The 22,976-nt window shown below is 28.2% G+C and carries 15 protein-coding genes; 10 read left to right on the forward strand and 5 right to left on the reverse strand.

Annotation, left to right across the window (positions count from 1 at the left end):
• Positions 1 to 274: 274 nt before the first annotated feature.
• Complete coding sequence (locus tag BINT_RS08945; RefSeq protein ID WP_014488247.1) at positions 275 to 2,848, reverse strand: BspA family leucine-rich repeat surface protein; 2,574 nt, start codon at positions 2,846 to 2,848, stop codon at positions 275 to 277.
• 229 nt (positions 2,849 to 3,077) lie between these two features.
• On the opposite strand from BINT_RS08945, the gene BINT_RS08950 reads away from it, so the two are divergent.
• The 4 genes from BINT_RS08950 (at position 3,078) to BINT_RS08965 (ending at position 9,367) form a co-directional block, all read left to right on the forward strand.
• Positions 3,078 to 4,667 (forward strand): type I restriction-modification system subunit M, encoded by a 1,590-nt coding sequence (locus BINT_RS08950; protein ID WP_014488248.1) that lies wholly within the window; start codon positions 3,078 to 3,080, stop codon positions 4,665 to 4,667.
• A 10-nt stretch (positions 4,668 to 4,677) separates the two neighbouring features.
• Positions 4,678 to 5,466: a hypothetical protein gene (locus BINT_RS08955; protein WP_014488249.1), complete on the forward strand. Its 789-nt coding sequence runs from the start codon at positions 4,678 to 4,680 to the stop codon at positions 5,464 to 5,466.
• 63 nt (positions 5,467 to 5,529) lie between these two features.
• Positions 5,530 to 6,081: a restriction endonuclease subunit S gene (locus BINT_RS08960; protein ID WP_014488250.1), complete on the forward strand. Its 552-nt coding sequence runs from the start codon at positions 5,530 to 5,532 to the stop codon at positions 6,079 to 6,081.
• 163 nt (positions 6,082 to 6,244) lie between these two features.
• Positions 6,245 to 9,367: a type I restriction endonuclease subunit R gene (locus BINT_RS08965; protein WP_014488251.1), complete on the forward strand. Its 3,123-nt coding sequence runs from the start codon at positions 6,245 to 6,247 to the stop codon at positions 9,365 to 9,367.
• 4 nt (positions 9,368 to 9,371) lie between these two features.
• Here BINT_RS08965 and BINT_RS08970 read toward each other — a convergent pair whose 3' ends face one another.
• A complete protein-coding gene (locus BINT_RS08970) occupies positions 9,372 to 10,727 on the reverse strand; it encodes an NAD(P)H-dependent oxidoreductase (protein WP_014488252.1) in 1,356 nt (451 codons plus the stop codon).
• 296 nt (positions 10,728 to 11,023) lie between these two features.
• Here BINT_RS08970 and BINT_RS08975 point away from each other — a divergent pair, with 296 nt between their 5' ends.
• Positions 11,024 to 12,007, forward strand: coding sequence for a LacI family DNA-binding transcriptional regulator (locus BINT_RS08975; RefSeq protein ID WP_014488253.1), 984 nt, complete (start codon positions 11,024 to 11,026; stop codon positions 12,005 to 12,007).
• 9 nt (positions 12,008 to 12,016) lie between these two features.
• Positions 12,017 to 13,600: an FGGY-family carbohydrate kinase gene (locus BINT_RS08980; RefSeq protein WP_014488254.1), complete on the forward strand. Its 1,584-nt coding sequence runs from the start codon at positions 12,017 to 12,019 to the stop codon at positions 13,598 to 13,600.
• A 99-nt stretch (positions 13,601 to 13,699) separates the two neighbouring features.
• Here BINT_RS08980 and fucO read toward each other — a convergent pair whose 3' ends face one another.
• The 3 genes from fucO to BINT_RS08995 form a co-directional block, all read right to left on the reverse strand.
• Positions 13,700 to 14,848 (reverse strand): lactaldehyde reductase, encoded by a 1,149-nt coding sequence (fucO, locus tag BINT_RS08985; RefSeq protein WP_014488255.1) that lies wholly within the window; start codon positions 14,846 to 14,848, stop codon positions 13,700 to 13,702.
• A gap of 61 nt (positions 14,849 to 14,909) precedes the next feature.
• Positions 14,910 to 15,614: an L-fuculose-phosphate aldolase gene (locus BINT_RS08990; protein WP_014488256.1), complete on the reverse strand. Its 705-nt coding sequence runs from the start codon at positions 15,612 to 15,614 to the stop codon at positions 14,910 to 14,912.
• A 39-nt stretch (positions 15,615 to 15,653) separates the two neighbouring features.
• Positions 15,654 to 17,063, reverse strand: a complete 1,410-nt coding sequence (locus BINT_RS08995) for a rhamnulokinase (RefSeq protein ID WP_014488257.1) — start codon at positions 17,061 to 17,063, stop codon at positions 15,654 to 15,656.
• A gap of 232 nt (positions 17,064 to 17,295) precedes the next feature.
• Here BINT_RS08995 and BINT_RS09000 point away from each other — a divergent pair, with 232 nt between their 5' ends.
• The 4 genes from BINT_RS09000 (at position 17,296) to BINT_RS09015 (ending at position 22,914) form a co-directional block, all read left to right on the forward strand.
• Positions 17,296 to 18,792 (forward strand): sugar ABC transporter ATP-binding protein, encoded by a 1,497-nt coding sequence (locus BINT_RS09000; protein WP_014488258.1) that lies wholly within the window; start codon positions 17,296 to 17,298, stop codon positions 18,790 to 18,792.
• Between the two features lie 46 nt (positions 18,793 to 18,838).
• Positions 18,839 to 19,933, forward strand: a complete 1,095-nt coding sequence (locus BINT_RS09005; protein WP_234944310.1) for an ABC transporter permease — start codon at positions 18,839 to 18,841, stop codon at positions 19,931 to 19,933.
• A 147-nt stretch (positions 19,934 to 20,080) separates the two neighbouring features.
• Positions 20,081 to 21,103 carry an ABC transporter substrate-binding protein gene (locus BINT_RS09010; RefSeq protein ID WP_014488260.1) on the forward strand — a complete coding sequence of 341 codons (1,023 nt, stop codon included), beginning with the start codon at positions 20,081 to 20,083 and terminating at the stop codon, positions 21,101 to 21,103.
• A gap of 29 nt (positions 21,104 to 21,132) precedes the next feature.
• Positions 21,133 to 22,914 (forward strand): L-fucose isomerase, encoded by a 1,782-nt coding sequence (locus BINT_RS09015; RefSeq protein ID WP_014488261.1) that lies wholly within the window; start codon positions 21,133 to 21,135, stop codon positions 22,912 to 22,914.
• The last annotated feature ends 62 nt before the right edge of the window (positions 22,915 to 22,976 follow it).

The following is a 22,976-nucleotide window of genomic DNA, read 5'->3' on the forward strand; positions in this document are numbered from 1 at the left end:
ATTTTAGTTTTTTCAATTTTATTATTTGTGGTGGCTTTGCCCCAACCCCCCCAGTTCTTTTGTTGACACAGGCGAAGCCCGCCTGCGGCGAGAACAAAAAAGACTGCACTTTTTACATAAAACTAGGGTATTACACTAAGTTTGATGTATATTCTTAAAATATCAAGCTGTAATATATGCGTTTTTTGCTACTTTTTTGTGCGGCAAAAAAGTAGACAATATCTATATAAAATGTAGATGTTGACAAAGTACATTTGTTTTATGTTTAATATAGTTAAAATAAATCTGTCAATCTAAAATCCCAAATCATTAATACTAACAAAGTATAAATAAATCTTTTACTAACCTCCTCATCATTTTCATTAGTAAAATAAATATCTATTTTTACTCTGTCATGAAAATCAGTTTTTGAATTAACATCAGCATCTATAGTGAAAGTATCTCCGTTCTTTGATTCTAATGAATAACTTTTAACAACATCATATCCTATATATTCGCTATACATTTCATATCTCTCACCGAAAGCCTTGAAAGTACCATAAGCTATTTCTAAATTATCTATTTTTTCTATTTCGCTTTTCAAATTATCTTTATCTAATTTTATAATAGTTAATTGCTGTAAAGGCTGTGCTATTTCATAATCTTCAAGCTGTTTTCTCCATTTATTGATAGTTTCATCATCCATTTCTATAGGGCTTGCTAAACTTACAAAACTATTATCATCGATTTTTACTTCTTCATCTTCACAGTTTGAATAACTTCCATCGCCTGAATATCTGAAAGTCGTTATAAAATTAGAATCTTTATCATATAGATTCCATATTAAAGATGAAGCAAATCTATTCATCATGGCATTATCAATAAAAATCTCTTTAAATAAATCATAACTGTATTTTTCTCCGCTTGCTAATAAAACAGCTAAAAGAGAAGAAGTATTTTTCATAAAAGAAGGAATTTCTTTTCTTAATTTTGTTATTTCTTCTTTTAAATCTTCATCAAAGTTTTGAGGAATCTTTTTTAATTCTTTATTATTTTTTATATCAAAAAGACTCAAAGAATAATCGCTATTCAAAATCAATTTATAATCTTTATTCAACTCTTTTTCACCTTGAGAATTAAATCCAAAATCAGAAGAAAATCTTAATTGGAATTCATTATAACTAATATCCATTTTTTCCATCACTTCATCAATCAATTTATCAGCTTCATAACTGACTTCAGATTTTTTTGTATTTGAATATATTTCATATAATACTCTAAGAGCATATTTACTTTGCATATTTAATTTAATTATTAAAAGAGAAAGTTTTGTGTCATGTTCTTTTTTATATATATTTTTTACTGCCTCATCTCCTCCGTATATGCCATAAATAAAAGCAGCTGTTTCTTTGTTATTTTCATCATAAATATTTTTAGCAAAATTTATAAATGATTCTTTATCAAGTAAATTAACTATATTATCAATCTGCACTAATTTTTTAACATCTCTTTTAAGAAGCAAATATTCTAAATATATATATTTTAAAACTTTATTTGCAACTTCTCTAGATTTATCTTTTATTAAAACCTTATAATCATTTATAAAGCTTACTTTTTTATCATCTTTTTTATTATAATTATCTTCAACATACTTTTCTGCTTCTTCTATAGTTTTAAAATTATAATTATCAGTAACAGATGAAAGTTCTTCGCTAAACTCGCTTTCTAATCTCTTTTTAAATGACAAAACTTTTTTATTTGTATCTTTTGAAATAAGATCATATACTTCTTTTACATTCTCTTTTGTGATAGTTAAATAATCTTTATAAGAACCATAAAACGCTTGAAGATATGCTTTGATTCTTAAAGGCAGTTCTTCATACCTTTTAAAACATAAATTACTCATTTCTGATACTTTATTTAAATCCCAGTTTGCTAATGAGTCAAAACTATTATAACCTTCGGCAAAGTCAAACATGCCAAACATTGTTTTTAATTTTTTTGTATCCCATTTATCCAAAGGCTGATTAAAAGATTCAGTACCTCGAAACATAGATTCCATAGTTTTTACATTGGAAACATTCCAGCTATTTAAAGGCTGATTAAATTTTAAAGCCTCATTAAACATCTGATTCATATTTTCAACCTTTGAAGTATTCCATTTATCTAAAGGCTGATTGAATTTGAAAGCATTTCTAAACATACCTTCCATAGTTTTTATTTTAGATACGTCCCAATCATTAAGAGGCTGATTAAAATTGACGCATATACTAAACATATAACCCATATCTTCAACTTTACTAACATCCCAATTACTTATATCTTGATTAAAAGCTTTAGCATAATTAAACATAGCCCTCATAGTTGTAACTTTTGAAACGTCCCACTTGTCTAAAGGCTGATTAAAACTTTCTGCTACCTGAAACATACCGCTCATATTTGTTACGTTGGATACATTCCAACTATTTAAAGGCTGATTGAATTTCTTACAATTATCAAACATTCTAAATGTATCCTGAACATTAGAAACATCCCATTTATCTAAAGGCTGATTAAAATCCTGACAATAATAAAACATAAAACTCATATGCTTAACTTTGGAAACATTCCAATTATTAAGATTATGATTAAACTTAGCCTTAGAACGGTTTTCAAAACTATCATAACTCATATGGGCAAACATATATGACATATCCTCAACATTAGAAACGTCCCAATCTTCTATGCCTTCAAAATCTTTTCTGGTGCTGTTATGAAAAAGCTCGCTCATATCTGTAATAAGGCTTGTATCTACATCATAGAGTTTTATTCCGTCAGTATATACTAATTGTTCTAATTCTTGTTTTGTTTCAGGCTTGTATTTCTTCATCAATTTCTCCTCATAATAAGTTTACATAATTATAATACAGATTTATAGTATAATATATATCGTATAAATTTTCTAGATAAAAAAGAGTTTTATTTTTATATTATAATACTAGGCTTATATTATTAATTTATATTGAACATTAATTATAATTCAATAAAATATATGAAAATGTTGAGAAAATCATTTAATATGTTAAAATAAGATGGATTTGTATAATTTGGAGTAAAAAATGGCAGATAATAAAAGCATAATACAACGCGATGAGCTTCATAGCAAAATATGGAAAATAGCGGACGACTTGAGAGGAAGCGTTGACGGCTGGGATTTTAAACAGTATGTACTTGGAATGCTGTTTTACAGATATATTTCTGAACATCTAGCAAACTATATAAATCAAAATGAATGGGACTCTGGAAATAAAGAATTTAATTATACAGATTTAGACGATAAAGATGTTGAAGATGTAAAAGCTGATATTATAACAGAACAAGGATTTTTTATATATCCTAGCGAACTTTTTGAAAATATAAGAAAAGAAGCTAATAATAAAATCAATAAAGAAGACAGCAAAGACAAACATAATCTAAACGAAAGACTTCAGAAAATATTTAAAGATATAGAAAACTCGGCTAAAGGAACAAAAAGCGAAACAAAAATTGCAGGGCTTTTTGATGATATAGATGTAAACAGCAATAAATTAGGCCCTACAGTATTAAAAAGAAATGAAAGATTAATAAAACTTATAAATGGTATTGCTGATATAGAACTTGGAGATTTTAAAGATCATTCAATCGATGCATTCGGTGATGCTTATGAATATTTGATGGGTATGTATGCATCAAGTGCAGGCAAAAGCGGAGGAGAGTTTTTTACGCCTCAGGAAGTTTCTGAACTTCTTACAAGAATTACTGTTACCGGAAAAAGCGAAATAAGAAGAGTATACGACCCCGCATGCGGAAGCGGTTCATTACTTTTAAAGTTCAAAAAAATATTAAATGATGAAGAAAGAAAAATATTTTATTTCGGACAGGAAATAAATATCACCACATACAACCTATGCAGAATAAATATGTTTTTGCATGATATAGGTTATGAAAAATTCGATATAGCTCACGGAGATACTTTAACAGAACCCAAACATGTAGACGATGAACCTTTTGATGCAATAGTTTCAAATCCTCCATACTCTATAAAATGGGCAGGTGAAGACAATACTCTTTTAATAAATGATCCGCGTTATGCTCCTGCCGGAATATTGGCACCAAAATCGAAAGCAGATTTTGCATTTATTCTTCATTCACTTTCTTGGCTTGATACTGCAGCACTTGCGGCAATAGTATGTTTCCCAGGTATAATGTACAGAGGCGGAGCAGAACAGAAAATAAGAAAATATTTAATAGACAATAATTTTATAGAATGCATTATACAGCTTCCGGACAATTTATTTTATGGTACATCAATAGCCACTTGTATAATGGTATTATCAAAATCAAAGATAGACGGCAAAACTTTATTTATAGATGCAAGCGAAGATTATGAAAAGGCAACTAATAATAACAAATTAAGCGATAAGAATATACAAGATATTTTATCTTATTTTACCAAAAGAGAAACTAAAAAACATAAATGCTATTTAGCTAAAAAGGAAGAGATAGAAGCACAGGACTATAATTTATCAGTATCCACTTATGTAGAGCAGAAAGACACAAGGGAAAAAGTAGATATAAAAGTATTGAATAAAGAAATTGAAGAAATAGTTTTGAAGGAAGAGAAACTACGCAAAGAAATAGATAAAATCATCAAAGAAATAGAGGAATAATATATAATTAATGAGATTATCAGATGTATTATCAAAAAAAGTATCATCAGAGTTTGTACCAGTTGATAATTTTTTTGGATATAGAAAATATAAAATGGGTAAATCCAAAAAAATAGACATTGGTACTGTAGCATTAAACTTTTTTTGTGAAAAATGTGATGAATATAGAACTTTTTATTCTAGATATGAAGCAGATTGTATATACATAGATGAAAAAAAAGCTAATATAAATTGTATGTTATTTGATAAATGTAATACTTTTGTTGTTGTTATTTTCTTAATAGAGATAGAGAATAGTATAACTGATAATTTACCAAAAGTAAGAATATTAAAAAAATATATAAATAAATTTGATAATGTTAAATTAATTGATAATATATATGGAGAATATACAGATAAACTAGAAATGGCAAATATAGCATTTAATGCCAATTTAGGTGCTGGTTCTATTATATATTTACGAAAACTATTTGAATTAATTACAGAAGAAATTGCAGTTAAGTCAGGAATAAGCATTGATTTTACAACTAAAAATGGGAAAAATAAAAAGAAAATTTTCAAAGATTTACTTAAAGAAGTTGATGAAAAATGTAATATAATACCTGTAGAATTTTCAAAAAATAGATATGATTTATTTAGAAAACTTAGTGATATAATACATGGAGAATATGATGAAAATACTGCTATTGAAAAATTCGATGCTTTTTATAGATTAATAACTGGAATATTAGATAATATAAAAAATAGAGAAGAATTAATTGAAACTGCTAAAAAAGTGGGGTTAAAAAAAGATGAGTAATTTTGAAGATTTAATAAAAAACATTGTCCAGATGGTGTAGAATACATACCTATTGGTAGTTTAATGGAACGTGTTAAAGAAAAAGGTAAAGATGATTTAAATGTAAAACAAGTATATGTCGTTAGTAATGTAAAAGGAATAGTGAGATCTGAAGATTATCATGATAATAATATCCATAGTGATGATACTTCAAACTATACAATTTTAAGACAAGATATGTTTGCGTATAATCCTTCAAGATTAAATGTTGGTTCTATTGGTAGACTAAAAAAAACAATATCTGGTTTAGTCAGTCCTATGTACGTAGTTTTTTCAGTAGATAAATCTATAGTAGACGTGACATATTTTGAATATTTTATTAAATCACCTAAAATAATAAATAAAATAGATTCACTAAAGGAAGAAGGGGCAAGATTTAGATTTGATTATAATCGTTGGAATTGGATAAAAATACCAGTACCTCCAATAGAAATACAAAAAGAGATTGTACGTATATTAGATATTTTAACAGAATATCAAGATTACCTTAATGAAGAAGTAATACTTAGAAAAAAACAATACGAATATTATAGAGATAAACTATTTACTTTTAAGGAAAAGAAAATTAAAGATTAATAAACCGCATACTTACAGTATCGCTTACAGTGGGCGTTTGATAAGGTTAAGCGTTACCGTACGGGAAGCCGACACGAAGTGTACCCGTAGAGTATAGGCAAGTATAAAGGACATATCATTAAAGAGATTTGTAATAATAAAAATACAAATAAGAGGTTATTTTATGGAAAATAAAGAAAACATTGATATCATTAAAATGTCTGAGGAAAGTACTGTTGTCGCTAAATATATACCGGTAGAGAGAACAAGAACTAAATATCAAACAGAAGAAGAACTTGAACAAGAATTTATCAAACAGCTTACAGAACAAGGCTATGAATATATAAATATAAAAAATGAAAATGATTTGATTAAAAACCTTAGAAAGCAATTAGAAAAATTAAATAATTATACTTTTTTTGATACTGAATGGGAAATTTTTTTTAATACTACTATAGCGAATGGCAACGAAGATATAATAAATAAAACTGAAAGAATACAAGAGAATTATATTCAAGCTATAACTTTAGAAAACGGATACACTAAAAATATTAAACTCATAGATAAAGACGATATATATAATAATAATTTACAAGTTATTAATCAATATAAAGAAGAAAGTTCAGAGAAAAAAGCCAGATACGATGTTACTATTTTAATAAACGGCTTGCCTATGGTTCATATTGAGCTGAAAAGAAGAGGCGTTAATATAAGAGAGGCATTCAATCAAATAAACAGATACGGGGAAGAAAATTTCTGGGCAGGTTCAGGGCTTTATCAATATGTACAATTATTCGTTATATCAAATGGTACTAATACAAAATATTATTCAAATACCACAAGATATAGACATATAAAGAATAGCGAACGTCAAGTAAAAACTTCAAATACTTTTGAGTTTACGAGTTTTTGGGCTGATGCTAGAAATAAAATTATTCCAGACTTGGTGGATTTTACTAAAACTTTCTTTTCAAAATTTACTCTATTAAATATATTAACTAAATATTGTGTATTTACTTCAGACAAAGCACTTTTAGTTATGCGTCCTTATCAGATTGCAGCAGCAGAGAAGATCATAAACAAGATTATACTATCTGAAAATCATAAAATAAGATCAAAAAAAGAATCAGGCGGTTATATTTGGCATACCACAGGAAGCGGAAAAACTCTTACAAGTTTTAAAACTGCAACTTTAGCTAGATCGCTTAATTTTGTAGATAAAGTACTTTTTGTAGTTGATAGAAAAGACCTCGATTATCAAACTATGAAAGAATATGATAAATTTCAAAAAGGTGCAGCCAACAGCAATACTTCTACAAAAATATTAAAAGAACAATTAGAAGACGATAATGCAAAAATAATTATTACTACCATTCAGAAATTATCAAGATTCATTCAGAAAAATGAAAATCATGAAGTTTATAAAAAGCATATTGTTATGATTTTTGATGAATGTCATCGTTCTCAATTTGGTGAGATGAATGAGAAAATAAAAAAGGCTTTCAAAAATTATAATATATTCGGATTTACAGGCACACCTATTTTCAAAAAAGAAAAAGACGATGAAAAATATCCGAATCTAAAAACCACTGAAAATGCTTTCGGAGAAAAACTTCACACATATACTATAGTAGATGCCATTCGTGATAAAAATGTTTTGCCTTTTAGAATAGATTATATTAATACTGTGAAAGAAGCTAAAGATTTTGAAGATAAAAAAGTTAAAGGCATAAATACAGATGATGTACTTTTAAATGATGAAAGAATAAGATTAATAGTAAAATACATAATAGAACATTTTGATCAGAAAACTTACAGAAATTCCAATAATGCCGCTTATAGTCATGATATTATTGTAAATGTAGAGGATATGGCTAAATCAAAGCATAATACTGTTAAAGAAAAGAAAGAGAAAAGAGAAGTTAAAGGATTCAATTCCATTTTTGCAGTATCTTCTATAAAAGCAGCTAAGAAATATTATAAAGAGTTCCAAAAACAAATAAGCGAAACTTCAAGCAATTTAAAAGTCGCTACAATATTTAGTTTTGTACAAAATGATAACAATGACAATTATGATGATACAATTCAAGAGGAAAATTTTGAACCTAAAAATCTTGATGAAGATTCAAGAGAGTTTCTTGAAAGTGCTATAAAAGATTATAATCAAATATTTGAAACAAGTTATGATACATCTGATGAGAAATTTGAAAATTATTATAGAGATGTTTCATTGCAGATGAAAAACAATAGAATTGATATTTTAATAGTAGTAAATATGTTTTTAACTGGTTTTGACGCCCCTACTTTAAATACTTTATGGGTTGATAAGAGATTACAAATGCATGGTCTTATACAGGCATTTTCGAGAACGAACAGAATTTTAAACTCTGTTAAAACTTTCGGAAATATAGTTTCTTTCATGAACTTAGAAGAAAATACAAACAAAGCTCTTTCTGTTTTTGGTGATAAAGATGCCAACTCTATAGCATTGCTTAAAATTTATAAAGATTATTTTAACGGCTACGATGAAAACGGTGAGCATGTTTTAGGATATACAGAAATTGTTGATTTACTTAAAACTAAATTCCCTATTAATGAAGCTATTGTTACAGAAGACGATAAAAAATTATTTATTAAATTATTTGGGGATTTATTAAAAATAAGAAACACTCTTTCTGCTTTCGATAGTTTTAGAGAAGACAGAGAAAAAATACTGTCTGACATAGATTTTCAGGATTACAGCGGAAAATATTCTGATTTATATACAGAGATTACTCAAAGCAAAGAAAAAAATAAAAATAATCCTGAAATAGAAAATATACAAGATGATGTTGTATTTGAAATAGAACTCATCAAACAAGTTGAAGTAAATATTGACTATATACTTCTAATAGTGGCAAGATACAAAAATGAAAATAAAGACAAAGATACTATAATAGAACATGTTAGAAAATTAATTAATGCTGGTATTGAATTAAGAAGCAAGAGAGAATTGATTGAAAACTTCATTAATCAAATGAATGCTTCCGACACAGATATTCAAGAAGAATTCTATCAATATGTAAAAGAAGAAAAAGAAAAAGATTTAATAAAGATAATTAAAGATGAAAATTTAAAAGAAAAAGAAACAAATGATTTTATAACCAGCTGTTTTGAATATGGAGAAATAAGAACTTCAGGAACAGATATTGATAAAATACTTCCTCCAATATCAAGATTCAGCAAGCAAGGAAATAAAATCGAGAAAAAGCAAATTGTTGTAGAAAAATTGCAGTCTTTCTTTGAAAAATATTCAGGTTTAATATAGATAATTATTTATGCTTGGCATTATCTATTATTTTTTTATAAGGCATTAAAATATATTCATTCATTTTATTTTTCATTTTCTTTTGCATTGAAGGAATAGATATTAAAGCACCTACTAATTTTATCTGAAGCATTTTCATTCTCTGCTTCTGAGGGAAATCATATATATTATGTTTCTTATAATATTTATGATCCTCTTTCATAAGCCCCTGCATTACATATATTAAATCTCTGAATATTTTCATGCCTCCTACACCATAGAAATTTTTAGGACGAGTGCATTTATTATCTATAGCATATTTCATAATAGAAGATAATTTTTCAAGTTCATTATATATATCTTTATTATAATCATTAGCGATATGTGTTAAAAAATTTCCTCCTACTTCTGCACGCGATTCTATAAGTGTCTGTAAATTATATTCACTGTCATAATCACCACTTATAATATATCCTATAGGCATACCTTCTGTAACTGTTCTATGTCCATTGCAAAATTGTCTATCTTCATAAAGTTTAAAACTAGAATGTGTATAATGATTTTCTATAGTGAATGCATATATTATAGCATCAGCTTTTTGTATCTCATTACGAAGAAAATCATCGAATCCATCTTTATAAACACATTTACCTGTTATAGCACATCCGAAACAGCCTAAACATCCGCCATGAAAATTATACTCTCTTATATTTATCTCTCTTGTTTTATATGGAATAATATTTTTAAAATCCTCTATGATATTTTTTAAATTTTCATCATCTTTTGAAGTATTACTTAATATTAAAACATCTTTACTTCTGTCTTTATTCTCAATATTATTATTAAATCTTCTTTTATATATAATTTTATCTTGTGGTTTTGAATTAATGCTTTGTGTATATAGATTATTTTCTATAGAGAATATTAAATAATTAAAAAAGTTTATGGCATCATCCTGCCCTTCTTTTTTCATTAAATCTTCCATATCAGCAGAAAGCCCTTTTATATATTTAAATCCCAAATCCAAACAATTTTCCTCCAAAAACTTATGAGCAGTTACATCATAAAAATGCTTAGATGTAGAAAACTGCGTTGCAAATTTATCCTTAACTTCTGTATTATTTTCTTTTAGTAATTCTATAAATCTATGCAATTGATATGGTATTAAAAATGTATATACAGGATAGGAAAAAATTATTATATTTGCTTTTTCAAATGCTTCTTTTATTTCATTAAAATTTTTTTCATAATATTTTATTTTTTGCCCAACATTTAAAAATTCAAATTTATGTTCTATAAATAATTTCTCCAAAAATAATAATGTCTGTAATGTTATGCTGTTATTTCCTTTAGGACTTCCGTTTATAACTAAAATGTTCATAAATACTCCAAATTACAAATAAATATTAAATAATTATAATAATATAGAAAAAAATAACAACTATATTTGATAATCTATAATATTAAAATTAACATCATCTTGTGAAAATATATAATTACATAATAGTTTTTATTAGAAAAAATAAAAAACAATAATTTTAGTGATAAAAAAACAATAAAATGATATATTTGAAAATTTGTATTATAATTTTATAAAATAAAAAAAATATTGATTTTTTTACATAATTATAATATAGTTTTAACATTTATATAAAAAATATTTAAGGAAATATAAAATTGAAAATAAGAGAATTATCAAGAATAAGCGGAATATCACCAGCAACTATCTCAAGAATGCTCAAAGACCCAAATTCTGTTAAAGAATCTACTAGAAATAAAATTAATGATATTCTAAAAAATAATGATATTGATAAATACTTTAATACAAAATGTATAAAAAGAATAATGCTTATAATACCAGATTTAAGCAATACATTTTATTTAGATTTATTTAATGGTATAGTATCCATTGTACAAAAAAATAATATACCATTTGAAATATACCTTACCAATGAATCAATAAAAGAAGAAGAAAAAATTTTCTCAAGAATAAAAACAAGCAGAGATATAGGAGTAATATGGGTTCCGGCTTCAAACGAAAGAGATAAATTACCTTATGATAAAAATACAAACTTAGTGTCATTAGTTGATAGGAATTTACCATTTGATAATATATATATAAAAAATTTATCTGACAATTTTAATGCTGCCAAAAAATCTACAGATTTATTAATAGAAGGCGGAGCAAAAAACCCAATAATAATAACCGGCGGTTTAAGTCTAAGTAATGCTCAAGAAAGAAAAGAAGGATTTTTAGAAAGTATAAAAAATCATAACTTGGATAATGGCGTAAATAGAGTATATTACGGTGATTTTAATGACAGTGAAAGCGGTTATAATATCATCAAAAAATTAGTTAAAGAAAAATTTGAATTTGACTCTATATTAGCAGCTAATCAGATACTGGCTGTAGGAATATTAAAAGCCTTGAATGAATTAAAATTATCAATACCAGATGATGTATCTATAATAACTTTTGATAAACTTGTAAATTTATATTCATTCTATGAAAATAATAATATATCTGAAGTGGTATTTCCAGCATTCGATATAGGAAGTAATGCAACATCTATGTTATTAGAACAAAAAACTTTTAATATTCAAAAGCAAATATTCAATTATTCTGCTGAGTTCCATTTAAAAGGAAGCGAGAAAAAATAGGAATAAATTATGAAATATATAATAGGTATAGATGTAGGCTCTGGAAGTTCAAGGGCCGGAGTTTTCTCATTAGATGGAAATAGCCTAGGATTTGAAAGCATACCTATAAAATTACGCAAAATTGATGAGAATTTCGTTGAACAATCTTCTAATGATATATGGAATAGCGTATGTCAATCGGTAAAAAAAGTTATATCAAAATCAAAAATTAATGCTGATGATGTTATAGCCATAGGATTTGATGCCACTTGTTCGCTTGTAGCTTTAGATAAAGATGATAATCCTGTAAGTGTAAATAAAGACTGTTTAGATGATTGGAATATAATAATGTGGATGGATCATAGAGCTATAAAAGAAGCTGATGAGATTAATTCAAAAAAATTCGATGTGCTAAAATACGTAGGCGGAAAAATAAGCGTTGAAATGGAAATACCTAAAATTTTATGGCTTAAAAGAAATTTACCTGAAAATTATAAAAGAGTTAAACAATTTTTTGATTTGGCAGATTTTCTTCAATATAAAGCATGCGGAAGCAATATAAGAAGTTCCTGTACTGTTGCATGCAAATGGACATATTTAGCCCATGAAAATAAATGGGACGAAAAGTTTTTTAAGAGTTTAGATTTATATGATCTTATAGAAGAAAATAAAATAGGAAATATTATAAAAGAACCGGGGATATTTGCCGGCAATCTTACAGAAGAAAGCAGTAAAGAATTAGGTTTATCAACAAATGTTAAAGTAGCAGTAGGTATGATAGATGCCCATGCCGGAGGACTTGGCTCATTAATAGGAAAAGCTGAAAATACTCTTGTAATAGTAGCTGGTACTTCTGCATGCCATATGATGAATAGTAAAGAGGCAATATTTGTTAATGGAGTTTGGGGCCCTTATTATAATGCTATGGTATCTGGTATGTGGCTTAATGAAGGCGGACAAAGTGCTTATGGAAGTTTAATAGATTATAATATAAAAAAACATCCTTATTTTTATAACCTTATAAAAGAAGGAAAAACATTTAAAGATATATATAAAATTCTAAATGATGAAGTGTATAAATTAAAAAATATTAATAAATTTTATATAAAAGATATTCATATACTTGATTATCATTATGGAAACAGATCTCCTATAGCAGACCCAAAAGAAAGAGGCATTGAAATAGGTTTAGATATGTCAGAAGATATTATATCTATGGCAAAATTATATTGGGCAACTATAGATAGTATATGTTTCGGTACAAGAAATATTATAGAAACTTCAAAAAATAATGGCTATACTATAGACACTATAATAGTATGCGGAGGTGCTGCTAAAAATCCATTATTTATGAGAGAGCTTGCTGATATATGTCAATGCAAAATATACACAGCAGGACATGAAGAGTCTGTTGTATTCGGCAGTGCTATTTTAGCTTCTATAGCTTCCGGAGAATATAAAAATTATGAAGAGGCATTATCAAAAATATCTAAAAAAGGCGAATGTATAGAGGCTGATAAAACTATGAAAGAATATTTTGATAAAAAGTATCAAATTTATTTAGAGCTATATAAAGATAAATTAAAATATGAAAAATTAATGAGTGATTTTTAAGTTATTAAAATAATAAAAAAAATAGGCTGCCTGCATAAAACAGACAGCCTATTTTAATGAAGTTTAAGAATAATTAATTAATTTACAATTATTAAATTATTAATAAGCCTTCTTATATAAAGCCAATATATCATCTAATGTTACATCTCTAGGATTTCCGCCAGTACATACATCAGCTAAAGCGTCTTTTGCCAATCTTGGTAAATCTTCTTCTTTTATTTTTAATTCTCTTAAATTAGCAGGAATATTAACATCTTTAGAAAGTTTTCTAACAGCTTCTACAGCAAGTTTAGCAGCTTCCTCTTTGCTTAATCCATCAACTTTTTCACCCATTGCCACAGCTATATCAACATATTTATCTATACAAACAGGCATATTAAATTCCATAACAGTAGGAAGAAGTACAGCATTAGCAACACCATGAGGAATATCAAATATAGCTCCAAGTGGGTGAGCCATAGAGTGAACAATACCAAGTCCTACATTACTAAAACCCATACCAGCAACATACTGAGCAATGCTCATTCCATCCATATCAGTCATATTTTTATCTTTAACAGCACCTCTTAAGTGTTTAGAAATAAGCTGCATAGCTTTATATTCAAACATATCAGAAATAGTATGAGCACCTTTAGTGATATAACCTTCAATAGCATGAGTTAAAGCATCCATACCAGTAGCAGCAACAAGACTATTAGGCATAGAAGCCATAAGTTCAGCATCTACAAAAGCAACTATAGGTATATCTTTAGGGTCAACACAAACCATTTTTCTATTTTCTTCTTCATTAATGATTACATAGTTAATAGTAACTTCAGCAGCAGTACCGCAAGTAGTAGGAAGAGCCATAATAGGTACGCTTTTATTTTTAGTAGCAGCTACTCCTTCAAGAGATTTAACATCAGCAAAATCAGGGTTATTTTTTGTAATACCTATAGCTTTAGCAACGTCCATTACAGAACCGCCTCCAACAGCAATCAAGAAATCAGCACCTGATTCATTATATTTTGCTAAACCGTCTTTACAGTTCTTAATAGTAGGGTTTTGCTTAATATCTAAAAATGTATCATAAGATATACCAGCACCATCTAAAACATCTTTTACTTTTTTAAGAACTCCGCAAGAATCCAAAACTTTATCACTAACTAATAATGCTTTTTTAAATCCTCTTGCCTTAATTTCAGTAGCAAGCTCGCTTCTTATACCAATACCAAAATAACTTGTTTCATTTAAAATATATCTAGCCATAAAATTCCTCCTATTATATTTTTTATTTTATTATATCTTCTATAGCTTTAAAAGATTTAATTTATTTTTTAGTTTTTGCTTTAGATTTTGTTTTAGGTTTATCCTTAGTTTTATGCTTAACATTTAATCCATAGTTTTTGAATTTTTCCAAAACTATTTCCATTTCAGCATCAGATAAAACTGAATAATCCCCTATTCCTCTTACTCCCATATATAATCTTGCCAAATTCTCAACTTCCATCATTACATGATATGCTTTAGGTAAAGTTTCATCAGCAGCAAGAAGTCCATGATTTTTTAATATACAAGCTTTATATCCTTTCATAGATTCAGAAATATTGTCGCATAATTCCTGAGTACCATAAGTAGCGTATTTAACACAAGGAATTTTATTTCCTCCTGCAACACCTACCATATAATGTATAGCTGGTATATAATCTATATTTAATATAGAAACCATAGAAGAATAAATAGCATGATTATGTATCACAGCATTAAAATTAGGATTATCTTTAAGTATTGATAAATGGAATCTCCATTCGCTTGAAGGTATTTTATCTTTTTCAGGAGTACCATTTTCATCAACAAAAACAATATCATCTGGAGTCATAATCTCATAAGGCATACCGGAAGGTGTAATAAGCATACCATTTTCATATCTAAGACTGATATTACCGGCAGTTCCCTGATTAACTCCATCTTTTCTCATACTTAAACAAGCATCTATTATACTTTTAGCTAAATCTTTTCTACTATTTTTAGACATTTTTTCTCCTTAAAAAAATAAATAATTTATAATACTATATCATATTTCACTTATTTCAAAACTATTTATAACTAATTTTCTCATTTCTTCAACATCTTTTAAAACCCCTAAAGCTTTAAATTGTGATAAAATATTACCAGTAGCGGTACATTCTATAGGACCTATTGAAACAGTTAAATTAGTTTTTTCTTTAGTAAGTTCGCATATTAATTTATCTCTAGTTCCGCCGCCTACAATACATAATTTCTTAATATCTTTATTCAAAAGTTTTTTAAGACTATTAATATATTTAGCATAACTTTCTGCCAAAGAATTATATACGGAAGCTATTATAACACCTCTTGAATCTTTTGATACATTAGGCTGATTTGTATCTTTATAATAAGATAATATTTCATCTTCTATGTCTTTAGGATTATAGAATCTATTATCATTAATATCTATTCTGTGTTCATCTTTAATATTATCTCTTGCTAATTTCTCCATATCATTAAATGAGATTTGATATTTCTTCTGCAAGAGTTGTATAGTCCAAAGTCCATTAATATTTTCTAAGAATCTTATAGTATTATTATAACCCATTTCATTTGTGAAGTTATTTTCAAAAGCTTCATCAATTAATACAGCCTCTTTCAATTCCACTCCAAGCAAAGACCATGAACCTGAAGATAAATATGCTGTATTATCATCAAAAATAGGTGCTGATAATACAGCAGAAGCAGTATCATGGGAAGCAACAGATATAATATCAAATGGCTTGCATCCCAGATAATCTGCTATCTCTTGTTTTAATAAACCTTTTTTCGTACCAGCTTCAATTAAAGGAGGAAGCTTATTAATATCAAAATGAATTTTTTGCAAAATTTCTTCAGACCATACCTTTTTCTTCACATCTATTAATTGGGAAGTTGAAGATATAGTATATTCAGATGAAATATTTCCTGTCAAAAAATATCCGAATAAATCAGGAGTAAATAATAACTTTGAAGCATTATTTACAATATCTGCTCTGCCTTGTATATCTTCATATATTTGCATTATACTGTTAAAAGGCATGCATGATATACCAGTTATATTAAATAATTCTCTAGCACCTAAACCTATTTTCTCTAATTTTTTTATAGTATCTATAGTTCTAGTATCTCTGTAATTTACTGGATTAGATAACAATTCTCCATTTTTATCTATATAGCCATAATCAACACCCCAAGAATTTATACCTAGAGATGAAGGCTGCACTCCCATATCTACAACTTTTTTAATACCTTTCAATAGTTCATTATACATATATATAAAATCTGTATAATAATAATTATTAATTTTTATAGGAGTTAAAGAAAATCTGTGAACTTCTTCCAAAGACATTTTATCATTTTCAAATTTGGATAAGAATATTTTACCGCCAGATGAACCGAAATCGCAAGCTATAGAATAAACTTTATTACTCATAATAACCTACCATAATAAATATATGTTTATAATATAATACATTTTTGTTTCATATTCAATAAAAAAAGTGTTTTTTTTAACAAAAAATAAAACAAAACTATAAAAAATAAAAAAATGAAATTTATTTCATTTTTGATTCAAAAAAAACAATATGATATTGATTATGTCTTTTTTTTTTACTAGAATATAGAATATAAATAAAAATTTAAAACTTAAGGATTAATTTATTCTTATGAGTGATAATGTAATATTAAAAATGACAGGTATTGAAAAAAGGTTCAAAGGTGTTTATGCTTTGAAAAATTTCAATTTCTCTTTAGAAAAAGGCGAAATTTTGGCTTTAATAGGAGAAAATGGAGCAGGTAAATCAACACTTATGAAAATTCTATCCGGTATATACAAAAAAGATGCTGGAACTATAGAATATTTCGGAAAACCTTTAGAAGTATCTGGACCTAAAGAAGCTGAAGAAAATGGTATATCAATAGTGCATCAGGAATTAAATTTAATGAATCATTTAACTGTAGCACAGAATATATTCATAGGACATGAACCTTTAAATAAATTTGGATTGATAGATGATAAATTGATGATAAAAAGAGCAAGAAAAATATTTGAAGGTATGAATGTTGATATAAATCCGGCTGCTAAAATAGGATCTCTAACTGTTGGAAAACAGCAATTAGTAGAAATAGCAAAAGCATTGACTCACAATTCTAAAATATTAATATTAGATGAGCCTACTGCTGCATTAACAGAATCAGAAACAAAAGAACTCTTTAGAATAATTAAAGACTTACAAATAACAGGCGTATCAATAGTATATATTTCTCATAGATTAGATGAATTATTTATATTATCTGACAGAATAACTGTAATAAGAGACGGTGAATATATAGATACAAAAATCACTAAAGAAACAAATAAAGATGAAATAGTTAATCTAATGGTTGGACGTGTTATATATGAAACACCTAAAACTGAAAGTAAAGTAGCAAAAGATGCTAAAGAAATATTAAGAGTAGAAAATTTAGTTGTACCGGGTGTAGTAAAAGATGTAAGTTTCTCTTTAAAACATGGAGAAATTTTAGGATTTGCAGGACTTATGGGAGCTGGAAGAACAGAAACAGCAAGAGCTATTTTCGGAGCAGATAAATTTGAAAGCGGAAAAATATTCGTTGAAGGAAAAGAAGTTTCAATAAAATCACCAGTTGATGCTATAAAAAGCGGTATAGGTTATCTTTCTGAAGATAGAAAAAGATATGGTTTAGCATTAGGACTTCCTGTATTTGAAAATATGATGATGGGTAACTATGATAAATTTTCAAATATGCTTATGGTACAAAATTCAAAAGTAAAAAACATCGCTGAAGAAGAAGTACAATCTTTAAATATCAAAACTCCTTCCATAGATCAATTAGTAAAAAACCTATCAGGTGGTAATCAGCAAAAAGTAGTAATAGCTAATTGGCTTATAAAAGAATGCAAAGTATTAATATTCGATGAGCCTACAAGAGGAATAGATGTAGGTGCTAGAAGTGAAATCTATAACCTTATGGAAAAATTAGTTTCTATGGGCAAATCTATAATAATGATTTCCTCTGACTTAGTAGAGATATTAAGAATGAGTGACAGAATATTAGTTATGTCTGAAGGTAAAAAAACAGGCGAATTAGACATAAAAGGAACTACTCAAGATGATATTATGAAATATGCTACTATGAGATAAGAATAATATCATATAAAAATATAAAAAATAATAATTGGAGAGGTATATGTATAATATTGAAACTAACACTTTTACTGGAAAACTATGCTTTAAGGCTAAAATGAGGAGAAAAGTTAGAAATTCATTAATATATTTAAAGAAAAATGGATTACAAAAATTTCTTACTGTAGTAGCACTTCTTATATTGTATGTATTTTTTGTTATAGCAGGAAGAAACTTTTTTACATTCGATACATTTTCATTAATATTACGAAACTCATATTTTATCGGTTTTTTAGCTATAGGAGTAACATTTGTTATAATAACAGGCGGTATAGATCTGTCAATTGGTTCGTTATCTCTGTTTGCTGCAATGGTTGGCGGTGTGCTTATAACTAATTTTAAAGTTCCTATGTGGGCTATACTTATTATAGTTATAGCAGTGGCTACTTTGGGAGGATTTATAAACGGATTTTTAATTTCATATTTCAATTTGCCTCCGTTTATAGCAACATTAGGTATGCTTATGGTTACTAAAGGTTTATCTGGTATAGTTTCAAAATCTCAAACTATATACTACCCTACTATAACAGATCCAGATTATGGTTGGTTCAGAGTATTATTCAATGCTACAGAATCAAATTTCCCTTCCGGATTTATTATGCTAGCCATATTCACTATAATATCAGTATTGGTATTGACTAAAACAATAGTGGGAAGATATATATTTGCTTTAGGTAGTAATGAAGAAGCTGCAAGACTTTCAGGTATAAAAACTAATAAATGGAAAATAATAGCATATACAATATCAGGTTTCTTCTGCGGTATAGGGGGTTTAACTTTTGCTGCTAGTTATTCAAGCATAAGCCCTGGAGCAGGTCAAGGTTATGAATTTGATGCCATTGCTGCTGTAGTTATAGGAGGTACTTCTCTTTCAGGCGGTGTTGGTTCTATAATAGGTACAATAATCGGTGTATATATAATGTCAGTATTAAAAGTAGGACTTCCTTCAGTTGGTGTTGAACAGTTCTTCCAATACTTCACTATAGGTATAGTAGTTATTATAGCGGTTCTTATAGACGTTTACAGAATAAAAATGTCTAATAAAGTTAAAAAAGTAGATGTAAAAAAGAAAGACGAGAACAACTTGAAGAAGAAATAGAAGCCTTTAGAATAAAAATTGATTATATGATATCAGACAGCGGTAAAGATTATTCTAAAGAGATATCAGAAATACAATCAAAAATTAATAGCTTAATAGAAGAAAAGAAAAAATTAAAATAAAAACAACTTAAAAAAGGAGAATAAAATGAAAAGAATTTTATTACTAGCTACTACTTTAATAGGATTAACAGTTATGTTGGCAAGCTGCGGCAACAAAGAGCCTTATATAGCTGTTGTTTCCAAAGGATTCCAGCACAAGTTCTGGGTAACTGTTAGAGACGGTGCTGAAGCTGCTGCTAAACAAAATGGTGTAAAAATTAGCTTTGTAGGTCCTGAAACTGAGTCTGACTCAAAAATACAGCAGGATTTATTGGATAGTGAAATTAACAAATCACCTGATGCTATAGCTTTTGCTGCTGTAACAGGAGATTTCACTGAACAAATTAAAAGAATAAAAGAAAAAAATATACCTTTAATCGGTTTTGACTCTGGTATATTACCTGATCAAGCTCAAGGTGCTGTACTTGCTACTGCTTCTACTGACAACAGAGCTGCTGCTGCTATAGTTGCTGATAAAATGTTTGAAGCTTTAAAAACAAGAATAGCTACTTTCACTGCTGCTAATAAAGCTAAAATTGCTGTACTTCAATTAGATAACTCTGATACTGGTATAGGAAGAGCTGAAGGTTTCGTAAAAAGATTTACTGAATTAGCTGACGGTGATGCTACTACTGCTGGAAAATACACTTTACAAGTTATAGTTCCTACTACTCAAAATGAAGCTGATATAGCTAATGAAGTTAATGCTTTAAGAGGAAAAAGCTGCTTAGGTATATATTTATCTAATGAAGCTATGGCTAGAGGTTTCTTAGTAGTATACAAAAGTGCTGAAGCTGGTGCTGCTAACACTATAGTTGGCGATGCTCAGGATGGCGGTGATTTAATAGCTATGGGATTTGACTCTGGAAAACCTCAATTAGATGCTATAAGAAGCGGTATAATAAAAGGTTCTGTTACTCAAGACCCTTACAGCATTGGTTTCCAAGCTGTTACTTTAGCTTACAAAGCTTCTAAAGGTGAATCTGTTGCTAATGTTGACACTGGTGCTAAATGGTATGATAGTACAAATATAGATGATCCAGAAATAGCTAAATTATTATACGAATAATTTAAATTAAGGAGGATTTTTAATTAATTATGTTTAGAATGCAAAATAATTTACCAAAAGTAGGTATTAGACCTGTTATAGATGGTAGAAGAAATGGTGTTAGAGAATCTCTCGAAGACACTACTATGAATATGGCTAAAATAGCTGCAAAACTTATAGAAGAAAATATTAAACATCCTAGCGGTGAAAAAGTTGAATGCGTAATATCTGATACTACAATCGGTGGAGTTGCTGAAGCTGCTAGATGTCAGAAAAAATTTGATGAAAACAATGTTAAATTAACTCTTACTGTTACACCTTGTTGGTGTTATGGTTCTGAAACTATTGATATGACTCCTGCTATACCTAAAGCAATTTGGGGTTTCAATGGTACTGAAAGACCTGGTGCTGTTTACTTGGCTGCTGCTGATGCTGGACATACTCAATTAGGACTTCCTGTATTCTCTATCTATGGTAAAGATGTTCAAGATGCAGGCGATGAAAATGTTCCTGATGATGTTAAAGAAAAAATACTTAGATTCGTAAGAGCTGGTCTTGCTGTTGCTACTATGAAAGATCAATCATACATAAGTATGGGTTATGTTGCTATGGGTATTATGGGTTCTATGGTTGATGCTGAATTCTTACTTGACTATTTAGGAATGAGAACTGAATTCGTAGATATGAGTGAAATCAAAAGAAGATTAGAATTAGAAATCTATGATAAAGAAGAATTCAAAAAAGCTTGGGAATGGGCTAAACAATGCAAATTTGGTGCTGATAACAATAAAGTAAAAGCTTCTGATGAAGAGAAAGAAAAAGAATGGGCTACTTCTATTAAAATGGCTATGATTATGCGTGATTTAATGGTAGGCAATCCTAAATTAGCTGAAATGGGATATATAGAAGAAGCACAAGGTCATAATGCTATAGTTGGCGGTTTCCAAGGTCAAAGACATTGGACTGACTATATGCCTAACGGCGACTTTGCTGAAGCTATTCTTAACTCATCTTTCGACTGGAACGGTATAAGAGAACCTTATGTTGTTGCTACTGAAAATGACTCTTTGAATGGTCTTTCTATGTTATTCGCTCATTTACTAACTTGTAAATCTCAATTATTTGCTGATGTTAGAACTTATTGGAGTCCTGAAGCAGTTAAAAGAGTTACAGGAAAAGAACTTACTGGAAAAGCTAAAGACGGTATTATTCACTTAATCAATTCAGGTGCTGCATCTTTAGACTGGACTGGTGAAGAAAAAGTTAATGGAAATCCTGCTTTAAAAGAATTCTGGAATATCACTGAAGAAGAAGCTAAAAAATGTCTTGATGCAACTCAATTCTCTCCTGCTAACAGAGAATATTTCAGAGGAGGCGGATTCTCATCTACTTTCTTAACTAAAGGTGAAATGCCAATGACTATAATCAGACTTAACTTAGTTAAAGGTTATGGTCCTGTACTTCAAGTAGCTGAAGGTTATGCTGTTAATATTGATGATAGTATATTTGATCCTATTAACAAAAGAACTGACTCTACTTGGCCTACTACTTGGTTTGCTCCTATACTTACAGGTAAAGACTCTTTCAAAGACGTTTATTCTGTAATGAATGATTGGGGTGCTAACCACTGTGCTGCTGCTTATGGACATATAGGTGCTGATTTAATTACATTAGCTTCTATGTTACGTATACCTGTAAGCATGCATAATGTTAGTGAAGATAGAATATTTAGACCTAAAGCTTGGAAAGCATTTGGTACAAAAGATTTAGAAGGTGCTGATTTCAGAGCTTGTAAACATTTTGGACCTTTATTTGGAAAAGTAACTAGGTAACAATATACAATCTTTTTTGATCCCATTTAATATGTAACAATATTAAATGGGATTTTTATTAA

Origin of the sequence: Brachyspira intermedia PWS/A, from assembly GCF_000223215.1 — a bacterium.
Taxonomy (GTDB): Bacteria; Spirochaetota; Brachyspiria; order Brachyspirales; family Brachyspiraceae; genus Brachyspira; species Brachyspira intermedia.

Bases quoted from the DNA above. Each gene is read 5' to 3' on its own strand.
- BINT_RS08970 (WP_014488252.1), bottom strand. From the start codon at position 10,727: ATGAACATTTTAGTTATAAACGGAAGTCCTAAAGGAAATAACAGCATA.
- BINT_RS09005 (WP_234944310.1), top strand. From the start codon at position 18,839: ATGTATAATATTGAAACTAACACTTTTACTGGAAAACTATGCTTTAAG.
- BINT_RS08980 (WP_014488254.1), top strand. From the start codon at position 12,017: ATGAAATATATAATAGGTATAGATGTAGGCTCTGGAAGTTCAAGGGCC.
- BINT_RS09000 (WP_014488258.1), top strand. From the start codon at position 17,296: ATGAGTGATAATGTAATATTAAAAATGACAGGTATTGAAAAAAGGTTC.
- BINT_RS08965 (WP_014488251.1), top strand. From the start codon at position 6,245: ATGGAAAATAAAGAAAACATTGATATCATTAAAATGTCTGAGGAAAGT.
- BINT_RS08945 (WP_014488247.1), bottom strand. From the start codon at position 2,848: ATGAAGAAATACAAGCCTGAAACAAAACAAGAATTAGAACAATTAGTA.
- BINT_RS08960 (WP_014488250.1), top strand. From the start codon at position 5,530: ATGGAACGTGTTAAAGAAAAAGGTAAAGATGATTTAAATGTAAAACAA.
- BINT_RS08955 (WP_014488249.1), top strand. From the start codon at position 4,678: ATGAGATTATCAGATGTATTATCAAAAAAAGTATCATCAGAGTTTGTA.
- BINT_RS08995 (WP_014488257.1), bottom strand. From the start codon at position 17,063: ATGAGTAATAAAGTTTATTCTATAGCTTGCGATTTCGGTTCATCTGGC.
- BINT_RS09015 (WP_014488261.1), top strand. From the start codon at position 21,133: ATGTTTAGAATGCAAAATAATTTACCAAAAGTAGGTATTAGACCTGTT.
- BINT_RS09010 (WP_014488260.1), top strand. From the start codon at position 20,081: ATGAAAAGAATTTTATTACTAGCTACTACTTTAATAGGATTAACAGTT.
- BINT_RS08950 (WP_014488248.1), top strand. From the start codon at position 3,078: ATGGCAGATAATAAAAGCATAATACAACGCGATGAGCTTCATAGCAAA.
- BINT_RS08990 (WP_014488256.1), bottom strand. From the start codon at position 15,614: ATGTCTAAAAATAGTAGAAAAGATTTAGCTAAAAGTATAATAGATGCT.
- fucO (WP_014488255.1), bottom strand. From the start codon at position 14,848: ATGGCTAGATATATTTTAAATGAAACAAGTTATTTTGGTATTGGTATA.